The organism is Methanofollis aquaemaris (assembly GCF_017357525.1).
GTDB classification, from domain to species: Archaea; Halobacteriota; Methanomicrobia; order Methanomicrobiales; family Methanofollaceae; genus Methanofollis; species Methanofollis aquaemaris.
Genome location: NZ_CP036172.1, coordinates 2,488,239 through 2,511,910, shown reverse-complemented (window position 1 = coordinate 2,511,910; position 23,672 = coordinate 2,488,239). Strand labels below are relative to the sequence as shown.

Below are 23,672 nucleotides of genomic sequence, written 5' to 3'. Positions count from 1 at the left end.
CCGATAGGGATTGAAACAAAAATTAGTTTCCATGTTCAATCACCTTCCAATTCCGTCACAGCTGATGAGAAAACCCGATAGGGATTGAAACTTGTAAAACTCGGTCTGGATCAGGGTCGTGCCCTCGTCACAGCTGATGAGAAAACCCGATAGGGATTGAAACATCGACATGCTGACACGGCGACTTGATCGCCTCGAAGAGTCACAGCTGATGAGAAAACCCGATAGGGATTGAAACAAGGTCTCGAATGTCGTTTGCGTCATGGTGCTCTCCGTCACAGCTGATGAGAAAACCCGATAGGGATTGAAACTATCAGCAGATGGGCGAGTCGGGGAAGGGTGCCAGAGGTCACAGCTGATGAGAAAACCCGATAGGGATTGAAACATGGTCTCATCGGCACCGGTGGGCCCAGGGGATCGTCACAACTGATGAGAAAACCCGATAGGGATTGAAACCCGGTCCGGCCCGTCGGAGCGGTGGCGTTGGCGAAGTCGCAGCTGATGAGAAAACCCGATAGGGATTGAAACGTGTCCTGATCGACCGATGGGGCGGTGATCTTCTGGGTCGCAACTGATGAGAAAACCCGATAGGGATTGAAGCCTGAGTATGGTAGGCGGGCATACTCACGTACTCAAAACCACCGTCCGTATTCCTCCTCTTCACCCCTCCACGAGCACCTCCCGACATCTACACGAAATCGAGCGCGATCTCCGAAATACTAATCTGACATGTTTTAGTAGTTCATTAGTAGTTCATACGACGAGGCAACACAACGGTGATCTCGTCCACCCACTTTGCGCAGTAGGCTGCTGCACCCCTGTACCACTCATCACATCACAAAACGATCACAACGCCGCCCGGCAGATCCGCCGAACAAAAAAAGAAAAGATCAAACCCGCTCCCCTTCACACCCCCCTCTTCAACCGCCCAACCTCCTCCACCAACTTCCCCTGCTCCACCGCAATCCTCGAAACCTCCCGCTCGATTTCCCCGCACCGCAACTTCCACTCCTCCGCCCGCGCCGACCCGCCGGCCAACCGCTCCTCCGCAACCCTCCCGAACCACGCCGACCGGGACGCGACCCCCTCCCGCGCCATCGCCTCGTCGACCTTCGCTACCAGTGCGTCATCCATCGAAACCGAAAACTCTGTCATAACGATCCATTATCAACCCCTGCCACGATAATGAGTTCCGCCATTCGGAGAACCGGGAGGCACAGGGCACATATCCCCCTCACCCCTCCCCCCGCTCCAGCTCCTCCTCCAGTTCATCCACCGTCGGCAACCGCCCGGCCAACTCCTCAGGCAGCGACGAGGTCAGCACATACCCGGCCACCCCGATCGGTCGGGCCATATCCCGCAGGGCATACTCGGCGATCACGCGGTTCTTCGCCTTGCAGAGCACGATCCCGATGCTCGGGTTGTCAGAAGAATGAGCCAGGAGGTCGTCGACCGCCGAGAGGTAGAAGTTCATCTTCCCCGCATACTCCGGGATGAACTCGCCCACCTTCAGGTCGATCACCACATAGGACCGGAGTCTGAGGTGGTAGAAGAGGAGGTCGAGGTAGAAGTCCTGCCCGCCGACCGCCAGACGATACTGACTGCCCACGAACGCAAATCCCACACCAAGTTCCAGCAGGAACTCGCGGAGATGGTCGATCAAACCCCGTTCCAGTTCTCGCTCCCGCACCGTCTCTCCCATCCGGAGAAAATCAAAAATATAGGGATCTTTCATGGTCTGGAGAGCGAGGTCGGACTGCTCCGCCGGGAGAGTCTCCGAAAAATTCGTCACCGCCCGTCCCTCACGTCTGATAAGCCCGCGCTCGATCTGGTGGACGAGCACGTTCCGCGACCAGCCGTTCGCGATCGTCCTCCGGATATACCATTCACGCTGTACCGGATCCTTCACCTTGTCGAGCAGCGTGACCGTATGATACCACGTAATTTGTGCAAGCACCTCCTGCACAAATTCCTCGTCCGGGTACGCCCGTGCAAACGAACGCATATATTTCAGGTTCCGGGAAGAGAAACCCTTCATATCGGGAAACTCCCTCTTGAGATCGGCGGAGAGCCGGTCGATCACCTTCGCCCCCCAGCCCTCCCGCTCCTGCCTCTGCACGATCTCTTTTCCGATATGCCAGTAGAGCAGGATCAGTTCCCGGTTCGCCGACAGGACCGCACGGGTCTGAGCTTCACGGATCCGCACCTTCAGGCCAGCAAGAAACACAGGATACTCTTCCGGGATACCCTCATACAGACTCATATCTATCCTCCGCACATTCCTCCAGCCCTCCGACCCGGCAGACATCGCACCCTTCAGCGAAGATCCGTAGGAAGACCGACTCATTTCGTTCTTTTGTGAGGGGGGCCTGATACGTTTTTCCAGATCTTTTTTCCAGACATATGTCGGGACACAGCGGGCGGCGGGCGACGCGGACCGATCACCACCGCCAGCGCAAGGAGCGGGCCGGGCGGGATCACGAGACTCCTTTCCCCATATTCCACTCCCGCACTACTCCGCCCAACACCTCTCCGGAAAAAAGAGAGAATTAGATCGCCGCATCCCTGAGGTGAGCCACCTCCTCCACCAGCTTCCCCCGCTCCGCCACAACCCGACAAACCTCCCGCTCAAGTTCCCCGCACCGAAACTTCCACCGCTTCGTCGACCTTCGCCACCAGAGGGCCGTCCATCGAAACTGAAAACGCTGTCATCACGATCCGTCATCGACCCCTGCGACGATAATGGGCTCCCTCATTCGGGGAAAAGGGAGTCCCTGCGTCGCGATTGCGGCGCCCCTAAGGACGAAGGAGACGGACCGCGCCCTCCTCATCGAGATCATAATCAGGCATTGACCACGACCGGAAACCCGCACACACCGGCCGTGTCGTGGAGAGCAACACGACGTTCTTCACAAAAAACGGCCCGATTTTGTCCCCTCGCTCCAGAGGTCGCACGCCTCGTTGAAGATGAAGACAAACTCCCGGCCGCGTTTTTCCTTCCTGATGCAGCCCTGACCGGCAAGGCCGAGGAGGTCGGTCCTCGCCGTCTGGTAGACGACACCGTGGGTCTCTGAGACTTCTCTGATGGTGAAGTACTCGTCGCGGTGTTCCATCATCTCCCTGAGAATGTCCGCCTGCCTGGGGTTGATAGTTTGAATCGTTCTCATGATCGCTTTCGTCGCGTGCTGTTCGCGCTGTTTCTTCTCGATGTAGGTGAGCAGGTCTTTGCGTGCTTCCTCGATGCACCTGATATGATACTGGATGAAGTAGGTGAGGTCCATCTCGTCGTATTCGGTGTGGAGATAGGCGAGGGCGTAGTCCCTCTTAGACCGCAGGATGATCCTGGAGATGGGCATATGCTCGAAGAGCCAGTAGCCCCGCGAGAGGACGTACCAGTAGAAGATGCTGCGTGCGGTTCTGCCGTTGCCGTCCTCGAAGGGGTGGATGTAGCCGATGAGGAAGTGGAGGATGATCCCTCTGACGATGGGGTGGATGAAGGTGCGGGCATCGTCGTCGTCGGCGTTTGCGAACCGGCAGAGTGCGTCGATGAGACCCGGGATCTCGGTGTGCTCAGGCGGGGTGTGGTGGACGACGCCGGTGACCGGGTCGGCGACCACGATATCGTCGTTGTCTCTGAACCGTCCGACGACAGACTCTTCGAGCGTGTGCTCGGTGACGAGTCGGTGGATGGCGAGGATGAACTCGGGGGTGAGGGGCGTGTCCTTGTGATCCCTGATATACCGCATGGCCAGGTAGTTGTTGATCACCATCTGCTCAGACTTGTTCCGCGGGTTTCTCCCCTTTCTCAACATTTCTTTGGCGACTTTGCGGGTGGTCGCCGCCCCTTCGAGGATACTGGAGGCGATGGCCTCCTCCATGAGCGAGTTGATGATGTAGGACTCTTCGAGTCTGATGGTCTTGTTGTGGATCTGGATCGTGCCGGAGAGATATTGGTCGAAGATGTGGAGACTGCGCGAGATCTCAGGAGTGGTCGAGTACTTGAGGTCGAGGGGGGGGTAGGGGACGGGTTCGTAGCGCATCGTCCTGAGTGTCTTCATCACCGACCATGCCGCCATCCGTTTCTTTTGGTCGGGGATGCGGTACTTCAGGTCGTCCCAGGCGAGGTAACGAGTGTTGTAGTCGGTCACCGCCTTCCTGAACGTGGGGTCGTGCTGGAGGGTGTCGATAGTACGGATGGCGGTTTCATTCCAGATCGTGGGTGGTTTTTCAGGGAGTTTTTTCATGGGCTCGACCTGCCAAATACTAATTTTACACGATTTAGTATTTCATTGATATTTTGATCTGGATCTATAAAATACTAATTTTACACAAATTAGTAATTCATGAGTAGTTCGGGGGTGAGAGAGTGGTCTCAGAGAGATCGTCCTGGCCGGACCGGCCCCATCCCCCGCACCTTCATCCCCTCTCCCGGCCGATATATGACCAGAACTCCTCGGAGCCCGACAGACCATGATCATCCTCGACAAACCCTACGTCTCCCGCCTCCTCATCGAGACCATCGCCGCGATGCACCTCCCCGTCCTCGCGAACCCGACCTCAAAAAACCTGGATCTTCCCGACGGAACCGTCCTCCTCTCAGACGACGCCTTCGTCGCCCGGATGCGGGAGGAGACGACGAAGGGCGGGGACGCCGAATATCGGCTCTACACCAACTCGGAACAGTCCATCGCCTGGATCGCAGAGCACCTTGGGTTCACCGGCCTCCCGGCCCGGATCGACCGCTGCAAGGACAAAGTGAAGTTCAGGGAGATGCTCAGGCCCCTCTACCCGGACTTTTTCTACCGCGAGGTCGCGGCCGACCGCCTGGAGAATCTGGAGATTTCCGCACTCCCAAAACCCTTCGTCATCAAGCCCGCGGTCGGGTTCTTCAGCGCCGGCGTCTACACCGTCGCGACCGACGCCGACTGGGCCCGCGTGCTCGCCTCGCTCACGCACGAGATCGACGAGATCAGGGCGCACTATCCGCCGGAAGTCTGCGATTCGGGGCGGTTCATCATCGAGGAGCAGATCGACGGCACCGAAATCGCCGTGGACGCCTACTATACCTCCGACGGCACCCCGGTGGTCCTGGACATCCTCAGGCACGACTTCTCCGCGGCAGACGACGTGGACGACAAGGTCTACGTCACCTCGGCGGCGATCGTCAGAGAATACCTCGGTCCAGTCCTCAGACTGCTCGGGGAGATCAACACCCTCGCGGGCCTCACCGCCTTCCCGTTCCACATCGAACTCAGGGTCGGCGACGACGGCACCACGACCCCGATCGAACTCAACCCGCTCAGGTTCGCCGGGTGGTGCACGACCGACATCGCGTTGCATGCCTACGGGATCAACGTCTACCGCTGCTTCTTCGAAGAGCGTGCTCCCGACTGGGACCGCATCCTCCGCGAAGACGCGGGCAGGAGGTACTCCCTGCTGGTCGTGAAACGCCCCGACGGGATCGACCCGGACGATATCGAGGGTTTCGATGCCGACCGGTTCCTCGCGACCTTTACCCACCCCCTCGAGTGGCGCCCGGTCGACTTCCGCAGGTACCCGGTCTTCGGCTTCCTCTTCACCGAGACCGACGAGAGCACCAGGGACGAGATCGACGAATTCCTCCGGTCGGACCAGGCGGAATGTGTCATACGCCGGGCGGACCGGTGACGCCGGTCACGCTCCCCGTCGGGATCATGAGATCCCCCGCCCCGCGTTCCACGCCTGCACCACCCCGGCAAAACACCCCTCGCAGAGTTTCACCTATCCATCGGCCGACCGGTGCACCGCCTTCCCCTCGGCACACACATCGCACCGGCCGAGATCGGTGCTCACCCGCGTGAACTCCCGGTGGTCCAGGACACCCGGCAACGTCTCTTGCAGCAGATCCCCTTTCTTTACAGCCGTTTGCAGCAGTTTGCGGAAGGCGCTGCAACTCAACGGGGGGCGTGCCTCCTGTCGATCGGGTTTATCTCCATCTCTCGACGAGATCGACCGATCGTTTGCAACATTCCGGACATCGCACCCACCCACACTCCCGGACACTGAAGACCCAGGGGGAGTGGGTGGGTGTGGGTTTTGCTGTAACTTAGTACAGATAGAGAGACGCGTCTCTCTATCTGTACTAGTACTGTCAGATCGAACGCTGTCTCGCGCCGATTGATCTTCGCGGCACCTGCTGTAAATCTGCTGTAAACCTGCTGCAAAGTTGCAAACGCCGTTGGTGCCCGGACCGGGATCATCGTCCCGGTCCTGGTCATGGCCCTCATCGTCGTCGCCGCCGGCGATCCCGACCGCCGCCCCGCGGGCCCACCGCAGATAGCCCCCGCGGTCGAAGAGGAAGAGGTGCTCCCGCCGGCGGACCGCACACCCGTCCATGTCTTCGGTGACGGTGGTATCCAGGTAACTGATCGCCGGACACTTCTCCAGCAGTCCGGAGTAGGTCGAGCCGCGGCTTGCGTAGCCGTGGAGGATCCGGTAGACCTGGTGGTAGGAAAGCCCCAGCGCCTCCTGGAGCATCTTGATCGTGAACTGGTCCCAGCCCATCGTGGCGACGGTTTCGAGGGCGGCCGCCTCGTTCTTCGTCACCTTCGTCTCCTGCCCGCCGGAGTCGCCGTTGATCGCCGCATAGATCCTCGCGGTTGGCCCGGATGCCGCCGTCGTAGCGCTCGCGCCCGAACCGGTGCAAGAGCGCCGAGGCCTTGATGAGGTCGAAGAGCATGCCGGGGTTCCTGCGGTTGGCCGTGACCGAGAACTGCACCCGCTGTGCGTACGGGATGGAGACGTGGAACCGCCCGGCTGTCGTGAAGATCTTCACTGCCGGGTTCACTGCCGCGTGGCCGACGATCGCCGTCCGGCCGGTCACCGGCACCTTCTTCCCCCGCGAGAGCAAGGCCCGCAGATCGTCGGCGGCGATCCGGAAATGTCCGCGGCCGTCACCATCTGGGGTACCGGGTAGAGCGGCACCGGATCGATCACCTTTATATCCTCACAGGTAGAGGAAACAAGTGGCAGTCATCGATGGTCCGGTGTTGGCGCACAGGTGGTCACGGGGGCTGCCGTCTCTTTCCTCCTGAGTTTTCACCATAGCCCTGCTCTTCGTGCTGTTCCTCGTCCCCCTTTCAGGGACCGTTTGAGATGGTTCTTGTATGATTTTTCTTCCTCCCATGCGGCCCGCCGCATCAAAGAATGTCCGGGAGTGTGGCGGCACCGCACTGAAGGGAGAATGAACCGTAGGTGAAATAATATTGAGCAACGCGGGGCGAATAAGAAAAATGGTATTATACATATACTTCATTGCGGCAGGGGGAGAGCCCTCCCCCTCCGGCGGCGTCAGGGGTGGTGCTCTTCGATGACGCCCTGCTGCAGTTCGCGGAGACTGGCAACGACCTGTTCGGCATGGGCGATCTGCATCTCGAGGGCCGCCGCGATCTCCCCGTCTTCCATCTCTCCCCGCTCGACGCGGCGGGAGATGCCGGTGAGGTCATCCCGGATGGTGCCGACCGGGGTCTTGATCCGCAGGCGCACCTCCTCGACAAAACCGACAAGAGCGCGGTGTTTCTCTTCGCGCTCTTCATAATACCGGTTGGCCGACTCGGAGAGCGCACCGATCACATACGCGACGATGACGAACATCGCCGCCCTGAAGACAGCCGCGGGATCCAGGGCGCCGGTCATCGCGTAGTCCACGCCGATATGAATCAAGCCGAAGACCAGGGCGATGACCGCCGCCTTCCGGTAGTACCAGATGCCGGTAAGGGCGATTACAAGGTAGAAGACATGGGTGTACGCCACTGCGGTGTTGAAGTGGATATGAACCCCCACTTCAAGGGCCACCGACAGGGCAATCAGCGTCACTACGATAGCGAGCCTGGCCCACGGGTATTTTTTGTCTATCTCTGAGAAATCCATCTCTGAAAACCCCCTGGATTTATGATACCCGTAAAGATCCGGGCTATTTCCTGATAAACCCACGCGAACAGATCACGTCATTTATGATCGTGAATGGTTTTTAACGCATTTTCCAGGGATAAACACGACAGATGCGATCAAATTCTCTGAGATCGAGTTCGCCGGAGGCGGGGCCGGGGGAACGTGCGAGACGACGGTTCGAAAACAGTGTATCGGAGTGAAGGCCCGCCAGGAGCGCAAGGGTGCCGGAAGGATCGGCCGTGCCTCCGTCATCCCACGCTCTCAAACTCACGGACGGCCGGTTTCCCCCCACTACCTGCGGAGCAACCGTGCATTGACCGCCACGATCACGGTGCTCGCACTCATCAGGATCGCCCCCGCCGCCGGGGTGAGAAGGATCCCGTAGCCGCTCGCCACGCCTGCGGCGAGCGGGATCGCAAAGGCGTTGTAGCCGGTGGCCCAGAAGAGGTTCTGCACCATCTTCGCGTAGGTCTTCTTCGAGAGTTCGACGACCGCCGCTACGTCGCGGGGGTCGTTTCTGACCAGCACGATATCGGCGCTCTCGACAGCGACGTCGGTGCCGGCCCCGATCGCGATTCCCACATCGGCGGAGACGAGGGCCGGGGCGTCGTTGATGCCGTCGCCGACCATCGCGACGACGTAGTCCTTTCTGACCTCTGCAATCTTGTCGGCCTTCTCGTGCGGGAGGACGCCGGCGAAGAACTGGTCCAGCCCCAGGTCTTCTGCCACCCAGGCGGCGACGAACCGGTTGTCGCCGGTGAGCATCATGCAGTGGATCCCCATCGCCTTGAGGCGGGCGACCGCCTCGCGGGACTCTTTGCGCACGATGTCGGCGAGGGCGAGGGCACCGATCGGGGTCCCGTCCTCGAGGAGGTAGACGACGGTCTTTCCCTGCCGCTGCAGCGCCTCCACCCGCGGGTCGGCTTCCAGGTGTTCGGGGCTCGCCACCTGCAGCCGCCGGCCGGCAACCACCGCCTCGACCCCTCTGCCCGGGACCGCCCTGAACTCCTCCAGGGCCGCCGGCGTCAGGCCCCGAACCTCCGCCTCCCGCAGGATGCCTTTTGCGATCGGGTGTTCGGACCGGGCTTCGAGGGAGGCCGCGAGGCGCAGCACCTCCTCCTCGTCGGTGCCGCCGAAGGTGAGGAGGTCGGTCACCCCGAACCGCCCCTCGGTCAGGGTCCCGGTCTTGTCGAAGACCACGGCCCCGATATCTTTCGCCCGCTCGAAGGCCTGACGCTCGCGGATCAAAAACCCGGACTGTGCGGCAAGAGCGGTCGAGACGGCGATCACCAGCGGGACGGCGAGGCCGAGGGCGTGGGGGCAGGTGATCACCATCACCGTCGCCGCCCGTTCGATCGCAAACCCGGCGTCGCCGACGAGGTACACCCACCCGAGGAAGGTCAGCGCCCCGACCGAGAGGGCGATGACGACGAGGTAGAAGGCGGCCCGGTTCGCGAGGTCCTGGGTGCGCGACCGGCTCTCCTGGGCCCGGCGGACCAGGTCGACCACCTGGCTGAGGTAGGTGTCGGCACCCACCTTCTTCACCTCGACGACGAGCGAGCCTTCGCCGTTGATCGCCCCGCCGATCACCGTGTCGCCCGCCCGCCGGGTCACCGGCTGCGACTCGCCGGTGAGCATCGCCTCGTCGACGCTGCTCTCCCCGTCGACGACCACGCCGTCGATCGGGATCTTCTCGCCGGGTTTGACGAGCACCCGGTCGCCGACGCCGAGCGCCTCGACCGTCACCTCCTCGACGGCGCCGTCCCCGAGGCGGTGCGCCTCCTGCGGCATGATCCGCACGAGTTCTTCGAGGGCCCGCGACGCCCCGAGCACCGAGCGCATCTCGATCCAGTGGCCGAGGAGCATGATGTCGATCAGGGTGGCGAGTTCCCAGAAGAAGCCCTCGCCCGGAACGCCGAAGACCACCGCGGCGCTGTAGAAATAGGCGACGGTGATCGCGACGGCGATGAGCGTCATCATCCCAGGCATCCGGGCCTTGAGTTCGTCGACGATGCCGGTGAGGAAGGGGTAGCCGCCGTAGAGGTATACGACGGTGGCGAGGAGGAGGACGATGTATTCGGCGCCGGGGACGTCGACGCTGAACCCCAGGAGCATCTGGATGGTCGGGGAGAGGATGAGGATGGGCACGGTGAGGATGGTCGAGACGATGAACCGGCGCTTGAAGTCGGCGAGGGCTGCGTGGCCGTGGTGGCCGCCGCCCGCCCCGTGCTCGTGGGTCGGGGGGTGGTGCTCGTGGTGTGGGTCCATCGCTCTCCTGCCCGGAAAGGCGATGGGGGTATAAAAGGGGATCGGGGGTGTGGACAATGTTCATATTTTTCCCCGGGATATTCGCCGCCATGCCGAGGATCGGGATCGTCGTCTGCATGCTGCTCTGCGCCCTCACGGCGGCGGGCGGTGCGGACACGTCGATGATGTACGATGAGGGCGCCGGGCATGAGGCGATGCAGTCCGTCGAGGAGCGATCGATGAATGCGAGCGTCCACGCCGAGATGGAGGGCCTGATGGCGAAGATGATGGAGGGGGACCTGACCCCGGCCGAGGAGGACCGGCTGGTGCAGTTGATGGAGCGGTACCCGGCGGGGTACAGCATGATGCTCGACCGGATGATGGGAAACGACTATTGGGGGCAACCGGACGGGGGGCCCTGGCATGATATGCCGGGTATGCCGTATTACGGGATGATGGGGGGCGTGATGCTCCTCGCCATGGCCCTGGCCGGGATCTTTCTGCTGGTCTGGTTGATCGTCGGCATCCTGGCGATCATCTGGCTGCTCGGCCTCGTCTCGAAACGGTGAGGGAGGGGGCCTCTCAACAAGCGATGAACTGCGACAGAGATTTTTCCTACCGGTAGGGTTCGAGGAGCACGATGGAATCTCTGCTCCTCCTGCAATATCCCTTTTCGACCAGGGAATCGATGGCCAGTTCGAACTCGACCGGGTCGACGGTGACGGCGTCCATTGCTTCCACGATCGGGATGTTATATTCGGCCCCGAAGACGTCATAGCATTCGAAGTACACTCTCCGCCCTTCGCCGGTCAGTTCATACATGTGGTGCGTCTTCATCGGGTACGACGAAATTTTCGCGGCCCTCTTGAACATCGACGACCACATATCAAAGACATATTTTACATCTTCTTTTCTGATCTCCGGGTTGGACTGCAGCCTGGCATACGAAGAGGCGAGTTTCGGAATGCCATCCCCGATATTCTGTTTGATGGGAACCTGTCCGGCGGATAGGTATTCGTCCCGCAGTTCATAGATCACGTTGCTCATCATTTTTCCAATGGACTCTGATGGTTCTGGCTTCAGGAGCAACCCGTCCAGCACCTGGGCGATAATGACTCCGGTCTCGACGTCCTGGTTCTCATGATGTCCCTTCGAAAACCTTCGTCTGGCGATCTCGTCGATCATGATCGGGACATCGGACACCATTTTTTCGGGCCTGAGAATGGCCTGGTTGATTTCTCCGCTCGATTTTCTGATCCGTCGATCGGTTTTTGAGACCGAATAATAGTAAGTAATCAGAACTGATCGTCTTGAATTCCGGGGGGATGATCTTCAACGGCCTTTGAAAGAGATCCCATTGATAGTTTTTCCCGAAGACCGCGGTCTTGATCCCGCCGGTCTCGCCGGTGATCGGCGGGGAAGAGAACGCAAACAGGGTCGAACAGGTCGCGATCTCCTGGACGATCTCTGCTTCGCCTTTGTATGGATAGGTGAAAAAATCGATGATCTCCATGAAGTCGAGATTTTTTCTCCGTATCGCGAGGGGGGCGATATCGAATGGTCTCCACTCGCTGATCGTTTTGACATAGCGATATTTTTTGCATGATCGGTCCAGGATCTCCGTCTTCCTCTCAGAGACTTCGACTTCGACAAACTCGTTCTCAGGAGGGGGAGTGCCGGCGGCATAATAGATCTCGTTTTTGACGGTTGAAAGGAAGGGCGAAGGATGGAGGTAAAAATAATGCCCGTCTTTCGTATCGTATTGCACATAGCCGACATTCTCGTATTCTTTCGTGCAGGCGATCGCCCTCTCGACAACCGAGAGTTCCGATCCTCTCGATCGGTTGTTCAAGGCCATGATAGGAGATCATCACGCTATGGACATATAATTCTACGGCAATTGATTTCTATTTCTCCAACTCGACCCGGAGGAAGATTCGGATGGGGTTCAACGGTGCATCAGGGGGGATTTTTGAGAATCCAAAACGATCGGGATCTGGCTCTGGAGAATTCACCATGAGCCTGAGATTCAAACATACGCGATGAAATACGCGATGAAAATTTTCTGAGTTTCGCTTCGGCATGTGGGCGGATCTCTCTCAATCGCCGCCCCCGCCTATCCTCGGCGTGGGGGATCCGGGGGTGAAACCCCCGGCGCGAGATTCCAGGAAAGATTCAACGATCGGGGGCGGCGCCTATGATCATCACGCCTTCCCACACCATCGGCCGGGGGCTCTGCCCCCGGACCCCCGGGATGGCGATAGGGGCGGGAAGGCGGAACACCGATCATGCTGAAGGCGTCTTTGTCATCTGCATATCATCTTCAACGAGATCAGGCGAGTTCAAATTCTCATGCAAACCCGAAGAGATAATCGTCAGGATCATTTTCATGGTAAACCCTCCCGAGAAGATCGATCACTGCGGCCTTCGCCTCCTGACGATGAACGCTTCCCCGGGGCCGGCACTCATTCGGCCTGAAGGATCTCAATGAGCCTGGTGATGACCGACTTCATGGCCTGATCATCGAGGTGGCCGGCCCGATACAGAATAAGGTTGATGCTGGCGGAAAATATCCGATTTGGTCGGACGTTGCTTGATTTTCGGAGCGTTCCTTCGGTAAAGTCAGTGTCGGCGATACCAATGGCGTAGCGGTCCCGGACCTGTTGACTCGTGATCTGGCAGAGGATGAGGTCGTCGCCATCGGGGGTAGCAACGACAAGGGCCGGACGTCGTTTTACGGTTGAGAGGTCTGAGAAGGGAAACGGTACGATAACAACATCGCCTTTTACAAATCGTCCCAAGCCTCGTCCTCCTCGGGCAGAAGCCAGTCTTTCCGAAGCACGGGCTCGCTCGCGAGGGCGGTGTCGGGAACAGCCTTCTGACGCTTCGATTTCAGGAACCTGATGAAACTGAGAACTTCTTCGGATGCCCTGGGCGAGAGGGTGTTCAACTCACTGATGATCTCTTCCTTGACCCGGCTCATGGGAGTTTCACCTCGGTACGTGATCGTGTGGCAGGGAATCTCCTTCTGGTGAGAGGTAATCTGCGTACTCCAATATAGTTTTTGGCTCTGGAGAAATCTCTCTCTGTGGGAGGCTGGCCGTCGCGGAGAAGAAGACGCGAGATTTTATTCTTCTTTCAACTCCGCCATCACCTGCTCCAGGGTATAGATCCGGCCCATCCTGATATCTTCACGGGACGACTCGATGGCCTTGATGCTCTCGTCACTGAGCGGTTCGTCGTCGACGGCCATATCCGCGAGGCGATCGGTCACGTCGGTGCAGGATTCCTGAGCGTGGATCTTTTGTTTGTCGAGCCGCTCCATATCGTGGTTATACATCGGTATGTGATGTGAAGATGATGGTTCTTTCAGGATCTCCGGGTGACCGGGAGTGCCTCCGATCAAGTACCCATCAAGTACAAAATAAAGAGGAGAACGCCGGCGACATCTCGATATCTCCCGTCGGTGCCGGGATCGATCCCCCGTGCAGGCGCTCTGAAGAGATACCCATCAAGTACTTCTCCCATCCGGTGCCGCCCGCAAAAAAAAGAAACCCCTAAACAATCACCACATACGCGAGCACCGACAGCAGAAACGCCACCAGCAGCACCGCCAGGGAGAGCGGCGGGATGAAGACGAGCATCGCGTTCACCGTGCTCGCGAGTTCCGAGATCCGGTTGGAGCCAAAGACCAGGACGTCCTCGCAGGCGGCCGAGGCCGAGGCCACCTCCGCATCGGCGAGGTCGGCGACCGCCGCCTCCACCGCCTGCTTCGCGAAACCGGCGAGGATGTCGGGGCTCACGTGGAGCCCGACCGGGTTCTTGCCGGTGACGGTGTTGACCACATGCGAGTCGGAGGTCATCACCTCGCACTCGTCGACGAGGTCGCCGACCGCCTTGCGCACCTCGGCACGGAGGTCGGTGACCATGTTGTTGCCGTCGAAGAGGACATAGGCCGTCCGCTGCCCGGCCGTCTCGACGACCAGCGCCTGCACCCCGAGGTCGCCGACTCCCTCCTCGCGGGTGAACGGGAGAGGCACGCGGGCCGCCCCGGCCCGGAAGGCATGCACCGCACCCCCGGCCGAGTCGGAGATGCATTGCTCCGCGGCGGCGAGGTACTCGTTCCCCTCCTTCGAGGCGATGTGGACCGGCGAGGCGACGTCGGCCATGCAGTTGTGGGCGTCGACGAAGGCGCAGTGCGCAAAGCACCGGTGCGCCTCGGCCATCACCGCCATCCCGATCGCGAAGTCGACGTCCTCGGTCTTCTGCGGCCAGCGCGTCGAGACCATCATCAGGGCGTCGCCCATCGGCTGTGCGAGCACCTCCACCGACCCCACGCGGGTGCGGCGGGACGGCCCCGCAAGCGGGGAGTAGACGAGATCTTCGAGCGAGTCCTCCACCGCCGAGACGATCTTCTCGCTCTCCGAAGCCGAGACCAGGTTGAAGTCGTGCGTCGAACACCCGTGGGCCGTGAGCACCTCCTCGGGGAAGGCCTCGTAGATCGCCCGCGTCAGGTTGCCGCCGCCGATCTCGCCCATCGGACCGGGGTGAACATTCGGGACCGTGAAGAGGATGTCGCGCCTGCCGTCCCGCCTGAAGGCGAGACTCACCTGCGGGACCGAGACCTCCTCGCCGATCTCGCGGAAGAAGTCCTCCATACTCTTCGAACCGTCGGTCATGTGCTCGATGAAGGTGTTGATGAAGTTGAAGGCGCTGATATGGAAGCCCTTGTTCAGCGGCCGCTCCACAAACCAGACAAAGAGCACGCACCCGAACCCGAAGACCAGGTGAAGAACCGCGCCCAGGATCAGGAACTCCTGCCCGAACGAGAGCGTGGCAAAGACCACCCCGAAGGCGCTCTGCGGCAGGGCCGGCATCACCACATGGGAGAGACGGTAGTCCGCGATGGCCGCGATGACCAGCAGCCGCACCCCGAAGACCAGCCCCATCGCGAGGGCGAAGGTGAGGGGGAGCAGTCCGCTCTGGCCGAGCACCACCGAGAAGAGCGTGACGATCACCGCAAAGACCGTGCCCGCCGCCGCCAGCAGGGCCGAACGGTTCCAGGTGATCACCTTGCCCCGCTCCATCAGGAGAGGGCGGGTCAGGAACGTCGCCAGGACCGCAGGAATAGTGAAGGCCAGCGTGCCGAAGAACGGATACGTATCGCCGGCCCGCAGACTCACCCCGTCGATGAGCAGGCCGAGGACGACGATGATCGCAAGGGACCGGGGCCAGGACGGGGCGGTGAAAATATACCGGGAGAGCCCGGCCATCCTGACGTCGCTCGTCTCGGCTCTACCGTTCATCTGAATCCCTTGAGGACCAGTTCGTGCCGGTCGCCGACCGAGTGCCGCTCGGCCGAGGCGTAGGTGACCGGTCTGGAGAAGAAGGGGGCGTTGAGGGTGAGACTCTCGTACTCACCCCCCTCGCCCGCCGGGTTGATCCGGTAGCGCTTCTCCAGGTCCAGGAGCCGCTCCACCATCGGCCCGTCGATATGCGCTCCCAGGAACTCCTCGGTCAGGCCCTCGGCAGCACAGACGACGATGATCGCATCAAGGCGGGCCGCCACCTCGCGGAGGAGGTCGGCATAGTCCATATGCCAGAGCGGGGCATAGAGTTTCATCCCGAGCCTCCCCGCGATCGCCTCCAGGCGAGAACGCTGGTAGGTCGAGGCCACCGCCCCGGTGACGATCCCGTCGAGCCCGAGGGCGGCGAGGCCTTCCTCCATCTCGAAGATCTCCTCCTCCTTCTTCCCGGCCGACGGGATCTCGTGGTACTCCATCCCGGCGGCGTCGGCCATCACCCGGACCGCGTCCAGGTTGGCCGAATGGAACATATACGAATGCGGGTTCTCAGGCCTGACCGTCACCAGGGCCGAGACCTCGATCCCGGCGTCGATCGCCCGCTGCACGGCAAGGACCGAGTCCTTGCCGCCAGACGTCAGTGCTGCCCATGTCATTGTCTCTTACCTCTTCACAATCGGTCCGAAGTATTCCTCATGCCGCCTCGCCAACCGTTCCCAGGTCGGGAGGTTGGTCTGGCACCCGACCTTCTCCACCACGAAGGAGGCCGCCGTCGTCCCGACCGTGCAGCAGCGCACCGGCTCGTAGCCGCGGGCATAGGCGGTCAGGAACCCGGCCCTGAAGGCGTCGCCCGCACCCGTAGGGTCGGCCGCGTCGACCCGGATCGCCGGGATATGCTTCTCCTCGCCGTCGACGCAGAGCATGCACCCCTTTGAATCCATCGTGAAGACCGCGAGGTCCACCCGCGCCGCCAGGTCATGCACCGTCGTGCCGAGCGTCTCGGCCATCTGCTTTGCCTCGTGCCGGTTCGCAAAGAGGATGTTGATGTTCTCAAGAATCGCCTCGAACTGCTCCTTCGAGTACCGCAGGATATCCTGGCCGGGATCGAAGGAGGCAAACTCGCTTCTTTCTGCGACCTGCACGTTGAACGAGGGGTCGGCGGTCGCCATATGCACGAACTCCAGGGCCGGAGCCTCGGCCCCGGCGAAGACCGCCGAGGCGCCCCAGTCGAAGTAGGTGATCTGGTCGCCGGCGACATCGTTGAACATGAAGGCCGTCGCCGTCGGGCGGTCGGGCACCTCGAAGAACCGGCGCATGATCCCGAGTTCGTCCATCTTCTGCTCGTAGCCACTGCCCGGGAAGTCGGAACCGACCGCACTGACCAGTTCGCAAGGCCCCCCCAGCGTCGCGATCCCCACAGCGATGTTCGCCGCCCCGCCGCCAAAGAAGATCTGGTGGTCAAGGGTGGAGACCGAGGTGTGCCGCTCGGGAAAATGCGGCACCGTGCAGATATGGTCGATGGCCGTATGCCCGACGACGCTGATCATATCTCCTGCACATCCGTGACTTTGAGAGGGACCGTGCCGAGCGCCCGACCGACGACCGACTTCGCAATCCTCTTGGCATGCTCCTCCGACTCGGCGTTGAAGGCCTTCATCGAGAGCATGAGCCCGACCAGGGCGGTGTTCGCAACGACCAGAGCGCAGTTCAGGTCTTCTTCACAGAACGGACACTGAATAAACCCGCTCTCAATCTCGACAAACTTTGCCGAGGGGTTGAGGCGCTTGCCTGCCTCGCTGATCGCGATCCCCACAGCGTCGTCCAGGGACTTGACGTCCTTGATAATCCATGCAGATTCGAGTGTTACAAGATAGTTGGTCATGAATCTCACATTCCTGGAATAATATTACCACGTCTCTCTGTGTACGTGCTCGCCGACCGGCATCCGTTCGGTCCTGGCGGCCGGCACCTCGCCCCTGCCGACGGCAAGGAGGGCCACCGGGCGGATGTGCGGCGGGATGTTGAGGACTTCTCTGGCACTGTCCTCTTCAAAGGCGCCGGTCCAACAGGCATGGAGCCTGAGGGCGTGGGCGGCGAGCATCATATAGGTACAGGCAATGGTTGCGTCCTCAAGGGCATAAAGAATGCCCCGGTCGCCATACCGCGACATCGACCTGACATAGTTGGAGCAGACGACAAAGACAACCGGTGCGTTCCGGATCTGCGCCTGGTCGAAGGCAGTCTCTGCGAGGGCTTCCCGCTGGTCCTCGGCCCGCACGACGACGACGTCCCAGGCCTCGCGGTTGCCGGCGCTCGGCGCCGACGAGGCGGCCCGCAGGATAAACTCGGCTTCCTCCTCGGTGACCTCGCGGTCGGGGTCGTATTCCCGGACCGTCTGGCGGCCTTCGAGGAAGGTGAGGAACTCAGAGGAGTCCATGACCGGTGAGCGCCTCCCAGGATTCCTGGGCAACCGTCGTCGACGCGGAGATCGCTTCCGCCATCTTCGGGACGGCCTCCTCGAAGTTCAGTCCCTCGACCGCAGAGATCGCGCTGTCCAGGGCTTCGAGGGCCTTCCTGAACCCGTCGTGTCCGGTGCTTCCGTGGGCAAAGGCGATCTCAGACCTGACGCCATCGAGCACCATGAGGAGCATCCGCTTCCCGCCCATCTTCTCGCCGTTCGGGAAACTCGGCATGCCTGCAATGAGTTTCGAGGCCAGAAGAAGTTCGGATTTCGCTCTCTCACCGTACTGATAGTTCAAAACGGCAGTCTTTGGATCCATACAATGAATGGACGCCTGAGATATAAAAGATAATTTGGGGTGGGTTCCCCTGGTCTTACCTGGACTTCTGCTTCACGCCCATAGCGGTTGTCTTGGAGCGGAGCATCCGCCTGCGGACACGCTGGTCGTTCATTTCCTGACCGCGCCCCCGACCGCCGCGGCCACCGCGACGCCCACCGCGTCCTCCGCGGCCCTGCTGGCGCTCAGCCTGGACTGCGATCTTCTTGAGGGTCGCAGATGTCTTGAAGCGCTGGTTCGGGCCTGGCTTCTTCTGGGTCGATTCTTGTGCTCTGACCAGGCGGATCTTGCCCCTGACATTCTTCACCTGGGCCCAGGTCGTGGTTCCTGTTTTTCCCATAATCAAACTCCCTATATATTTACTCAATACGTGGTTTAAAGATGTTGCTTAGATCACCCGCGAGATCTCAATTCTCAGGGCCTCGCTCACTTTCTTGCCGTCGACTTTCCCGCGGACCTCTTCCATCACGACGCCCATCAACGGGCCGAGGGCATGCATCTGCTTGTCCCGGACAAACTCGATCCGCTCGGCGACGATCTTCGCGACGATCGCGGCCAGTTCTTCGGCCGAGACCCCGCCGGCATGCTCGGCGACCGCGGCCGCCGCCGTCTTCCCTTCGGCCACCTCGGTGAGGAGTTCGGGGATCACTTCCTTGGCGACCTCCCCCGCTTCGACGGCGGTGAGAATTGCCAGGACGTCCTGGTCAGCCACGTTCTCGACGGCGACGCCGTCCCTGGAGAGTTCCTTGAGGGTGGCGAGGACCGTCCGCGCCGCGAGGTTGGGTTTGATCCCGGCCTGCACCGCCGCCCTGAAGAGTGGGAGGTGCTCGGAGTAGGCGGCCTGCCTGGCCACCGCGGGGTCGAGGCCGAGTTCGTCCTCCATCCGGCGTGCGAGGTCGGCGAGGAGTTCGGGCACCTCGACGGCCGCCCAGCGCTCTTCGGTGATCGTCACCGGGAGGACATCGGTCTCGGGGTACATCCTGGCGGCGCCGGGGAGGGGACGCATGTACGCGGTGTTCCCGCCTTCGAGCATCTTCCTGGTCTCCTCGGGCACGCCCTCGAAGGCGAGGCGGGCGCGGTGGCGGACCTGCTTCGCGCCGCAGGCGGCCTTCTCCTTACTGCCTGAGATGAGGATGATCGCGTCCTCGTCGGCGGCGCCGAGGTGTGCGCGGAGCATGGCGACCTCGTCGGCCGTGACGCCGTAGGCCGGGAGTTCGTCGGTGTGGAAGATCCCGCCAAGCCCGCACTTCTTCACATAGTCCGAGATCTCGGTGCCGAACCGCCGGCCGGGCTGGACCTCGCGGCCGACCAGACCGGCAAAGCCCGGCAGGACGACGGCGAGGATCGACTTCGCACGCTTCAGGATCGAGGACTTGGTCCCGGCGAAGAGGGCGGTGACGTCGTGGGTCTCCTCGCCGACCGAGGCGTTCCGCGCGCGGAGTTCGTCCCGGATCGAAAGAAGGGTCACCTGTCTCGTCACCTCGCGGCGGACCACCTCGGCGATGAGGTCGAGTTCCTGCACGCCCTTGATCTCGACCCGAGCACCGTCTTTGATCGAGATGTTGACGTCCTGGCGGATCGTGCCCAGGCCGCGCTTCACCCGGCCGGTGGACCGAAGCACCATCCCGATGTACCGGGCCGTCTCCTGGACCGCCTCGGGAGTGTGCATGCAGGGTGAGGTGGTGATCTCGACGAGCGGGATGCCGAGACGGTCGAGGGAGAAGGTGCTCCCCTCGACGCGCTGGGCCGCCTCTTCTTCGAGACAGATCGTCTCGACCTCGCCGTCGCCGGGCAGGACGCCGCCCATCGCCACCATCGCCGTCCGCTGGAACCCGCTGGTGTTCGAGCCGTCGATGACGAGTTTGCGCATGGTGTGCACCTGTTCGACCGGGTGCATGGCAAAGGTCTTCGCGACCTGGAGGGCGATCGCCAGGGCCTCGGGGTTCATCGGGGCCGGGGGTTCCTCGTCGTTCTCCACCAGGCAGGTGGTGTCGTAGGCGAAGTAGCAAAACTGCCGGCGGTTCATCATCTCTTCGGCCGCCGCTCGATCGACCTCGCCCATCTCCGAGACGGTGGCGTGGAGGTACCGGAAGAATTCGCCGGTGTGCTCCTCGGTCTCCCGCAGCGTGGTGGGGCAGTGGCAGAAGAGTTTCTCTTTAGTGTCGAGTTGCTGGTGGATCTCGATCCCGGCCATGAGCCCGAGCGCCTTAAAATCCATAGTCTGACCTCCTCCTGATCTCGCCTTTGAGGTCGGTGGCCATCAGCCTCCTGGCCTCTTCGGCGTCGTCGACATTGCCCAGCACCCACATCAGTTTGGTGAGCGCGGTCTCGGGGAGCATGTCCTCCCCCTCGACCACGCCCGCGGCGAGCAGGTCGCGGCCGGTGTCGTAGACCCGGTCGCAGACCCGGCCGTGGAGGCACTGGGAGGTCATGACGACGGTGGTCCCGGCGTCGACCATCTCGCGCAGTGCCCCGATGCACGCGGATCTCACGTGGCCCAGGCCGGTGCCGGCGATGACCAGACCTTTGAAATCCTCGTAGACCCTGACCGCCTCCTCGGGCATCCCCGGATAGAAGTACAGGAGCCCGCAACGCTCTTCGAGGTCGGCGCGGAGCGCCGGTTCGGCCGAGCCGCGGCGGACCGCCTCAGGGGAGAGGTCGACCGCGAGCGAGGGGTAGGCGACGGTGGCGATCGGAGCCATCTCGTGGCTCTGGAAGGCGTCGCGGCGGGAGGTGTGCATCTTTCGCACCCGCGTCCCGCGGTGGACGGTGCAGGTGTCGTCGTTGGTGGTGGCGTGCATCGCCACCGCCACCTCGCCCAGGTCGCTCCGGGCGGCGGCGGCCGCACACATCGCGTTCATCACGTTGTCGCTGCTCGGCCGGTCGGCGGAGCGCTGCGACCCGACGAAGACGACCGGGGCCGGGGTGTCGAGCATGAAGGAGAGGGCGGAGGCCGAGTAGGCCATGGTGTCGGTGCCGTGGGTGACGATGACGCCCTCGGCGCCGTCCCGGATCGCGGCGTGCGCCGCCCTGGCCAGGGCCTGCCAGGTGGACGGCGTCATGTTCTCGGAGAGGATGGTGGCGAGCACCTCGGCGCGGTATCGCGCGACCGTCGTGAGGCCGGGCACCGCCCTGAGGATGTCGTCGGCAGTGAACTGGCTGGTGACGGCGCCGGTGCGGTAGTCGATCTTGGAGGCGATGGTGCCGCCGGTGGAGATGATCGCGAGTTCGGGCAGGCGCTCGTCCTGCACGACCGCGGGGACCGCGGGCGCGGGCTGCTCGCCGGCCCGCCGCACCAGGGTGCAGGTCTCCTCATCCACGCCGATGTTGTAGCCGCTCTTCAGTTTGAGGACCGCCATGCCGTCGCGGTCGGTGATATAGATCCCTTCCACCGGGTGGCCCCGGCAGGAGGCGGCGACGATGTCGCCGGTCATATAGGTACTCATGCTTCTGCGAGCCTCCTGGCTTCTTCGACCAGGCGGGCGAGGGCCGTCTCGATAGCCTTCGCCAGCCCGGCGGTGGCGGCCTCGTCGGCCGCAAGGTCTTTGTTCCGTGCCGCCACGGCCCGCGCCGTCTCGTCGGGCGCCGGGCCGCCGATGGCCTTCCTCTCGGCGACGCTGATCGCTGGGTCGAGGGCGGCGGCCACCCGTTCGGGGGTGAGGCCCCGCTCGGTGAGCGAGAGCCCGGCGACCTCCTCGGCCGCCGCTTCGAGGGTGGCGAGGTCGAGGGCGCCCTGCTTCACGGCGCGGCCGACGACCGAGTGCGCTGTCCTGAAGGGCAGACCGTACTCGCGGACCAGGACGTCGGCGAGTTCGGTGGCGGTGGAGAAGCCGCGGTCGGACTCCGCGGCCATCCGGTCGGTGTCGAAGGTCGCGGTCGAGAGCATCCCGGCCAGGACGACCAGGCTCTCGCGCGCGGCGGCGACGCCCCGCCAGAGGTGGGGGGTGAGTTCCTGGAGGTCGCGGTTGTAGCTCATCGGGAGGCCCTTGGTGATGGTCATCGCCCCGGCAAGCGATCCCGCGACGGTCCCGGCCTTCGCCCGCATGATCTCGGCGGTGTCGGGGTTCTTCTTCTGGGGCATGATCGAACTGGTGGAGGAGTAGCCGTCGGCGAGCTGCACGAACCGCACGAAGGCGCTCGACCAGACGACCATCTCCTCGCAGAGACGGCTCGCGGTGGTCATCATCACCGCACAGGCCGAGAGGCTTTCGAGGGCGAAGTCGCGGGTGGCGACGGCGTCCATCGAGTTGCCCATCGGCCGCTCGAACCCGAGGAGCCGGGCGGTCATCTCGCGGTCGATGGGGTATCCGGTCGAGGCGAAGGCCGCCGCGCCGAGGGGACACTCGTTCACCCGACCGTAGGCGTCGGCGAGCCGCCCGAAGTCCCGCCCGAAGGCCGCCTCGTAGGCGAGGAGGTGGTGAGCGAGGGTGGTCGGCTGGGCGTGCTGGAGGTGCGTGAACCCGGGCATGATCGTCTCGCGGTGCGCTTCGGCCAGGTCGAGCAGCACCCGTCTCAGGTCGCAGACCGCCGCTATACACCCGAGCAGTTCTTCGCGCAGGCGCATCCTGATGCAGGTCGCCACCTCGTCGTTCCTGGACCGGCCCATGTGCAGGCGGCCGCCGAACTCCTCGCCGACGCGGGCGATGAGCGCCGCCTCTTTCCCGGCGTGGATGTCCTCAAAGCATTCGTCGTAGGCCTCGTCAGGGATCCCGTCCTCGTGGAACGCGAGGAGCGCACCCATCAGCGCCCTGGCCGCGTCCTCTCCGATGATCTCTCTCTCTCTGAGCATCAGAAGGTGGGCCATGTCCACCTGGATATCCATCCCGGCAATCCAGTGATCGGCCGTCATCGAGGAGAGGAAGTGCATCACCTCGCCGGTACGGTCGTCACTGAGTCTGCCTCGCCGCAGCAGATCACGATGCATGGTGGTGTACCTTGCGGCCCGAGAGGAAATGAACTTGTGGGGGCGGCGGGAGGGATGAGGGGACCGGCAGGGCCGGGAGAGGGGAATAATCCGGTGTGTGCCGGGGATGGGGCGGGGGCGGAGTGGCGGATCAGGAGTGTGTGTTCATGGGCTCTGCCGGGGGGAAAAACCCGGACCCCCCACGATGGCAATCGGGGGAGGCCGCAATGTGGAGGATCATGGGGGAGCGACCGCATGCTTCGGCCGACGCCCGCCCACGCCTATCCTCGCGATGAGGGGGGTTCGGGGAACCCGAACCCCCGTTGAGGGGCGATTGGGGCGAGCCGCAGAGGGGAGGATCAGGTGAGGGCGACCACCTTCTTCAGCCAATACCCGTCCACCCCTATCCTCGCTATGAGGGGGTTCGGGGAACCCGAACCCCCGTTGAGTAGCGAGTGGGGCATACCTCAACAGGAAGGATCCCGCGAGCCC

General features: G+C 62.4%; 24 protein-coding genes and 1 CRISPR repeat array (1 of these 25 only partly in view). Of the genes, 3 read left to right on the top strand and 21 right to left on the bottom strand.

Annotation, left to right across the window (positions count from 1 at the left end; all coding sequences use genetic code 11):
- Positions 1-601: a CRISPR direct-repeat array (repeat unit 37 nt; unit sequence GTCACAGCTGATGAGAAAACCCGATAGGGATTGAAAC) (it extends 2,701 nt beyond the left edge of the window).
- 305 nt (positions 602-906) lie between these two features.
- The 3 genes from RJ40_RS11930 to RJ40_RS11920 all read right to left on the bottom strand — a co-directional run bounded on the left by RJ40_RS11930 (position 907) and on the right by RJ40_RS11920 (position 4,244).
- The gene (locus tag RJ40_RS11930; protein ID WP_265581076.1) at positions 907-1,134 is read right to left on the bottom strand and encodes a hypothetical protein; all 228 of its coding nucleotides are present in this window, start codon (positions 1,132-1,134) and stop codon (positions 907-909) included.
- A gap of 100 nt (positions 1,135-1,234) precedes the next feature.
- Complete coding sequence (locus RJ40_RS11925) at positions 1,235-2,263, bottom strand: PDDEXK nuclease domain-containing protein (RefSeq protein ID WP_265581075.1); 1,029 nt, start codon at positions 2,261-2,263, stop codon at positions 1,235-1,237.
- Positions 2,264-2,909: 646 nt separating this feature from the next.
- Entirely contained in the window at positions 2,910-4,244 is a 1,335-nt protein-coding gene (locus RJ40_RS11920) for a Fic family protein (protein WP_265581074.1), read from the bottom strand.
- Between the two features lie 226 nt (positions 4,245-4,470).
- On the opposite strand from RJ40_RS11920, the gene RJ40_RS11915 reads away from it, so the two are divergent.
- Positions 4,471-5,667 carry an ATP-grasp domain-containing protein gene (locus RJ40_RS11915; protein WP_265581073.1) on the top strand — a complete coding sequence of 399 codons (1,197 nt, stop codon included), beginning with the start codon at positions 4,471-4,473 and terminating at the stop codon, positions 5,665-5,667.
- 93 nt (positions 5,668-5,760) lie between these two features.
- Here RJ40_RS11915 and RJ40_RS11910 read toward each other — a convergent pair whose 3' ends face one another.
- Positions 5,761-6,585: a hypothetical protein gene (locus tag RJ40_RS11910; RefSeq protein WP_265581072.1), complete on the bottom strand. Its 825-nt coding sequence runs from the start codon at positions 6,583-6,585 to the stop codon at positions 5,761-5,763.
- Positions 6,586-6,701: 116 nt separating this feature from the next.
- Here RJ40_RS11910 and RJ40_RS11905 point away from each other — a divergent pair, with 116 nt between their 5' ends.
- The gene (locus RJ40_RS11905; protein WP_265581071.1) at positions 6,702-6,995 is read left to right on the top strand and encodes a hypothetical protein; all 294 of its coding nucleotides are present in this window, start codon (positions 6,702-6,704) and stop codon (positions 6,993-6,995) included.
- A 334-nt stretch (positions 6,996-7,329) separates the two neighbouring features.
- Here RJ40_RS11905 and RJ40_RS11900 read toward each other — a convergent pair whose 3' ends face one another.
- Positions 7,330-7,908, bottom strand: a complete 579-nt coding sequence (locus tag RJ40_RS11900; protein ID WP_265581070.1) for a hypothetical protein — start codon at positions 7,906-7,908, stop codon at positions 7,330-7,332.
- Between the two features lie 312 nt (positions 7,909-8,220).
- Complete coding sequence (locus RJ40_RS11895; protein WP_265581069.1) at positions 8,221-10,197, bottom strand: copper-translocating P-type ATPase; 1,977 nt, start codon at positions 10,195-10,197, stop codon at positions 8,221-8,223.
- A 56-nt stretch (positions 10,198-10,253) separates the two neighbouring features.
- On the opposite strand from RJ40_RS11895, the gene RJ40_RS11890 reads away from it, so the two are divergent.
- Positions 10,254-10,745, top strand: a complete 492-nt coding sequence (locus RJ40_RS11890) for a hypothetical protein (protein WP_265581068.1) — start codon at positions 10,254-10,256, stop codon at positions 10,743-10,745.
- A 46-nt stretch (positions 10,746-10,791) separates the two neighbouring features.
- Here the strand turns inward: RJ40_RS11890 and RJ40_RS11885 are convergent, their stop codons facing one another.
- The 15 genes from RJ40_RS11885 to argH form a co-directional block, all read right to left on the bottom strand.
- A complete protein-coding gene (locus RJ40_RS11885) occupies positions 10,792-11,382 on the bottom strand; it encodes a hypothetical protein (protein ID WP_265581067.1) in 591 nt (196 codons plus the stop codon).
- Entirely contained in the window at positions 11,315-12,034 is a 720-nt protein-coding gene (locus RJ40_RS11880; RefSeq protein WP_265581066.1) for a hypothetical protein, read from the bottom strand. Before RJ40_RS11880 ends, RJ40_RS11885 begins: the two co-directional genes overlap by 68 nt.
- Positions 12,035-12,641: 607 nt before the next feature.
- Positions 12,642-12,977: a type II toxin-antitoxin system PemK/MazF family toxin gene (locus RJ40_RS11875; protein WP_265581065.1), complete on the bottom strand. Its 336-nt coding sequence runs from the start codon at positions 12,975-12,977 to the stop codon at positions 12,642-12,644.
- Positions 12,962-13,159: a hypothetical protein gene (locus tag RJ40_RS11870; protein ID WP_265581064.1), complete on the bottom strand. Its 198-nt coding sequence runs from the start codon at positions 13,157-13,159 to the stop codon at positions 12,962-12,964. Before RJ40_RS11870 ends, RJ40_RS11875 begins: the two co-directional genes overlap by 16 nt.
- A 144-nt stretch (positions 13,160-13,303) precedes the next feature.
- Positions 13,304-13,516, bottom strand: coding sequence for a hypothetical protein (locus RJ40_RS11865; protein WP_265581063.1), 213 nt, complete (start codon positions 13,514-13,516; stop codon positions 13,304-13,306).
- Positions 13,517-13,733: 217 nt separating this feature from the next.
- Complete coding sequence (locus tag RJ40_RS11860; RefSeq protein ID WP_265581062.1) at positions 13,734-15,482, bottom strand: DUF2070 family protein; 1,749 nt, start codon at positions 15,480-15,482, stop codon at positions 13,734-13,736.
- Positions 15,479-16,135 carry a diphthine--ammonia ligase gene (locus RJ40_RS11855; protein WP_265581061.1) on the bottom strand — a complete coding sequence of 219 codons (657 nt, stop codon included), beginning with the start codon at positions 16,133-16,135 and terminating at the stop codon, positions 15,479-15,481. The genes RJ40_RS11860 and RJ40_RS11855 overlap by 4 nt, the downstream gene beginning before the upstream one ends.
- Before the next feature lie 6 nt (positions 16,136-16,141).
- On the bottom strand, positions 16,142-17,026 hold the full coding sequence (locus RJ40_RS11850) for a carbohydrate kinase family protein (RefSeq protein ID WP_265581060.1): 885 nt from the start codon (positions 17,024-17,026) through the stop codon (positions 16,142-16,144).
- On the bottom strand, positions 17,023-17,361 hold the full coding sequence (locus tag RJ40_RS11845) for a DUF555 domain-containing protein (RefSeq protein WP_265581059.1): 339 nt from the start codon (positions 17,359-17,361) through the stop codon (positions 17,023-17,025). The genes RJ40_RS11850 and RJ40_RS11845 overlap by 4 nt, the downstream gene beginning before the upstream one ends.
- Positions 17,362-17,385: 24 nt before the next feature.
- Complete coding sequence (locus RJ40_RS11840) at positions 17,386-17,916, bottom strand: nitroreductase family protein (protein WP_265581058.1); 531 nt, start codon at positions 17,914-17,916, stop codon at positions 17,386-17,388.
- Entirely contained in the window at positions 17,903-18,259 is a 357-nt protein-coding gene (locus RJ40_RS11835) for a hypothetical protein (RefSeq protein ID WP_265581057.1), read from the bottom strand. Before RJ40_RS11835 ends, RJ40_RS11840 begins: the two co-directional genes overlap by 14 nt.
- Positions 18,260-18,314: 55 nt before the next feature.
- Complete coding sequence (locus RJ40_RS11830; protein ID WP_265581056.1) at positions 18,315-18,617, bottom strand: DUF5350 family protein; 303 nt, start codon at positions 18,615-18,617, stop codon at positions 18,315-18,317.
- A gap of 48 nt (positions 18,618-18,665) precedes the next feature.
- Complete coding sequence (gene gatE, locus RJ40_RS11825) at positions 18,666-20,495, bottom strand: Glu-tRNA(Gln) amidotransferase subunit GatE (protein ID WP_265581055.1); 1,830 nt, start codon at positions 20,493-20,495, stop codon at positions 18,666-18,668.
- On the bottom strand, positions 20,485-21,723 hold the full coding sequence (gene gatD, locus RJ40_RS11820) for a Glu-tRNA(Gln) amidotransferase subunit GatD (RefSeq protein ID WP_265581054.1): 1,239 nt from the start codon (positions 21,721-21,723) through the stop codon (positions 20,485-20,487). Before gatD ends, gatE begins: the two co-directional genes overlap by 11 nt.
- Positions 21,720-23,201 carry an argininosuccinate lyase gene (gene argH / locus RJ40_RS11815; RefSeq protein ID WP_265581053.1) on the bottom strand — a complete coding sequence of 494 codons (1,482 nt, stop codon included), beginning with the start codon at positions 23,199-23,201 and terminating at the stop codon, positions 21,720-21,722. The genes gatD and argH overlap by 4 nt, the downstream gene beginning before the upstream one ends.
- Between the last annotated feature and the right edge of the window lie 471 nt (positions 23,202-23,672).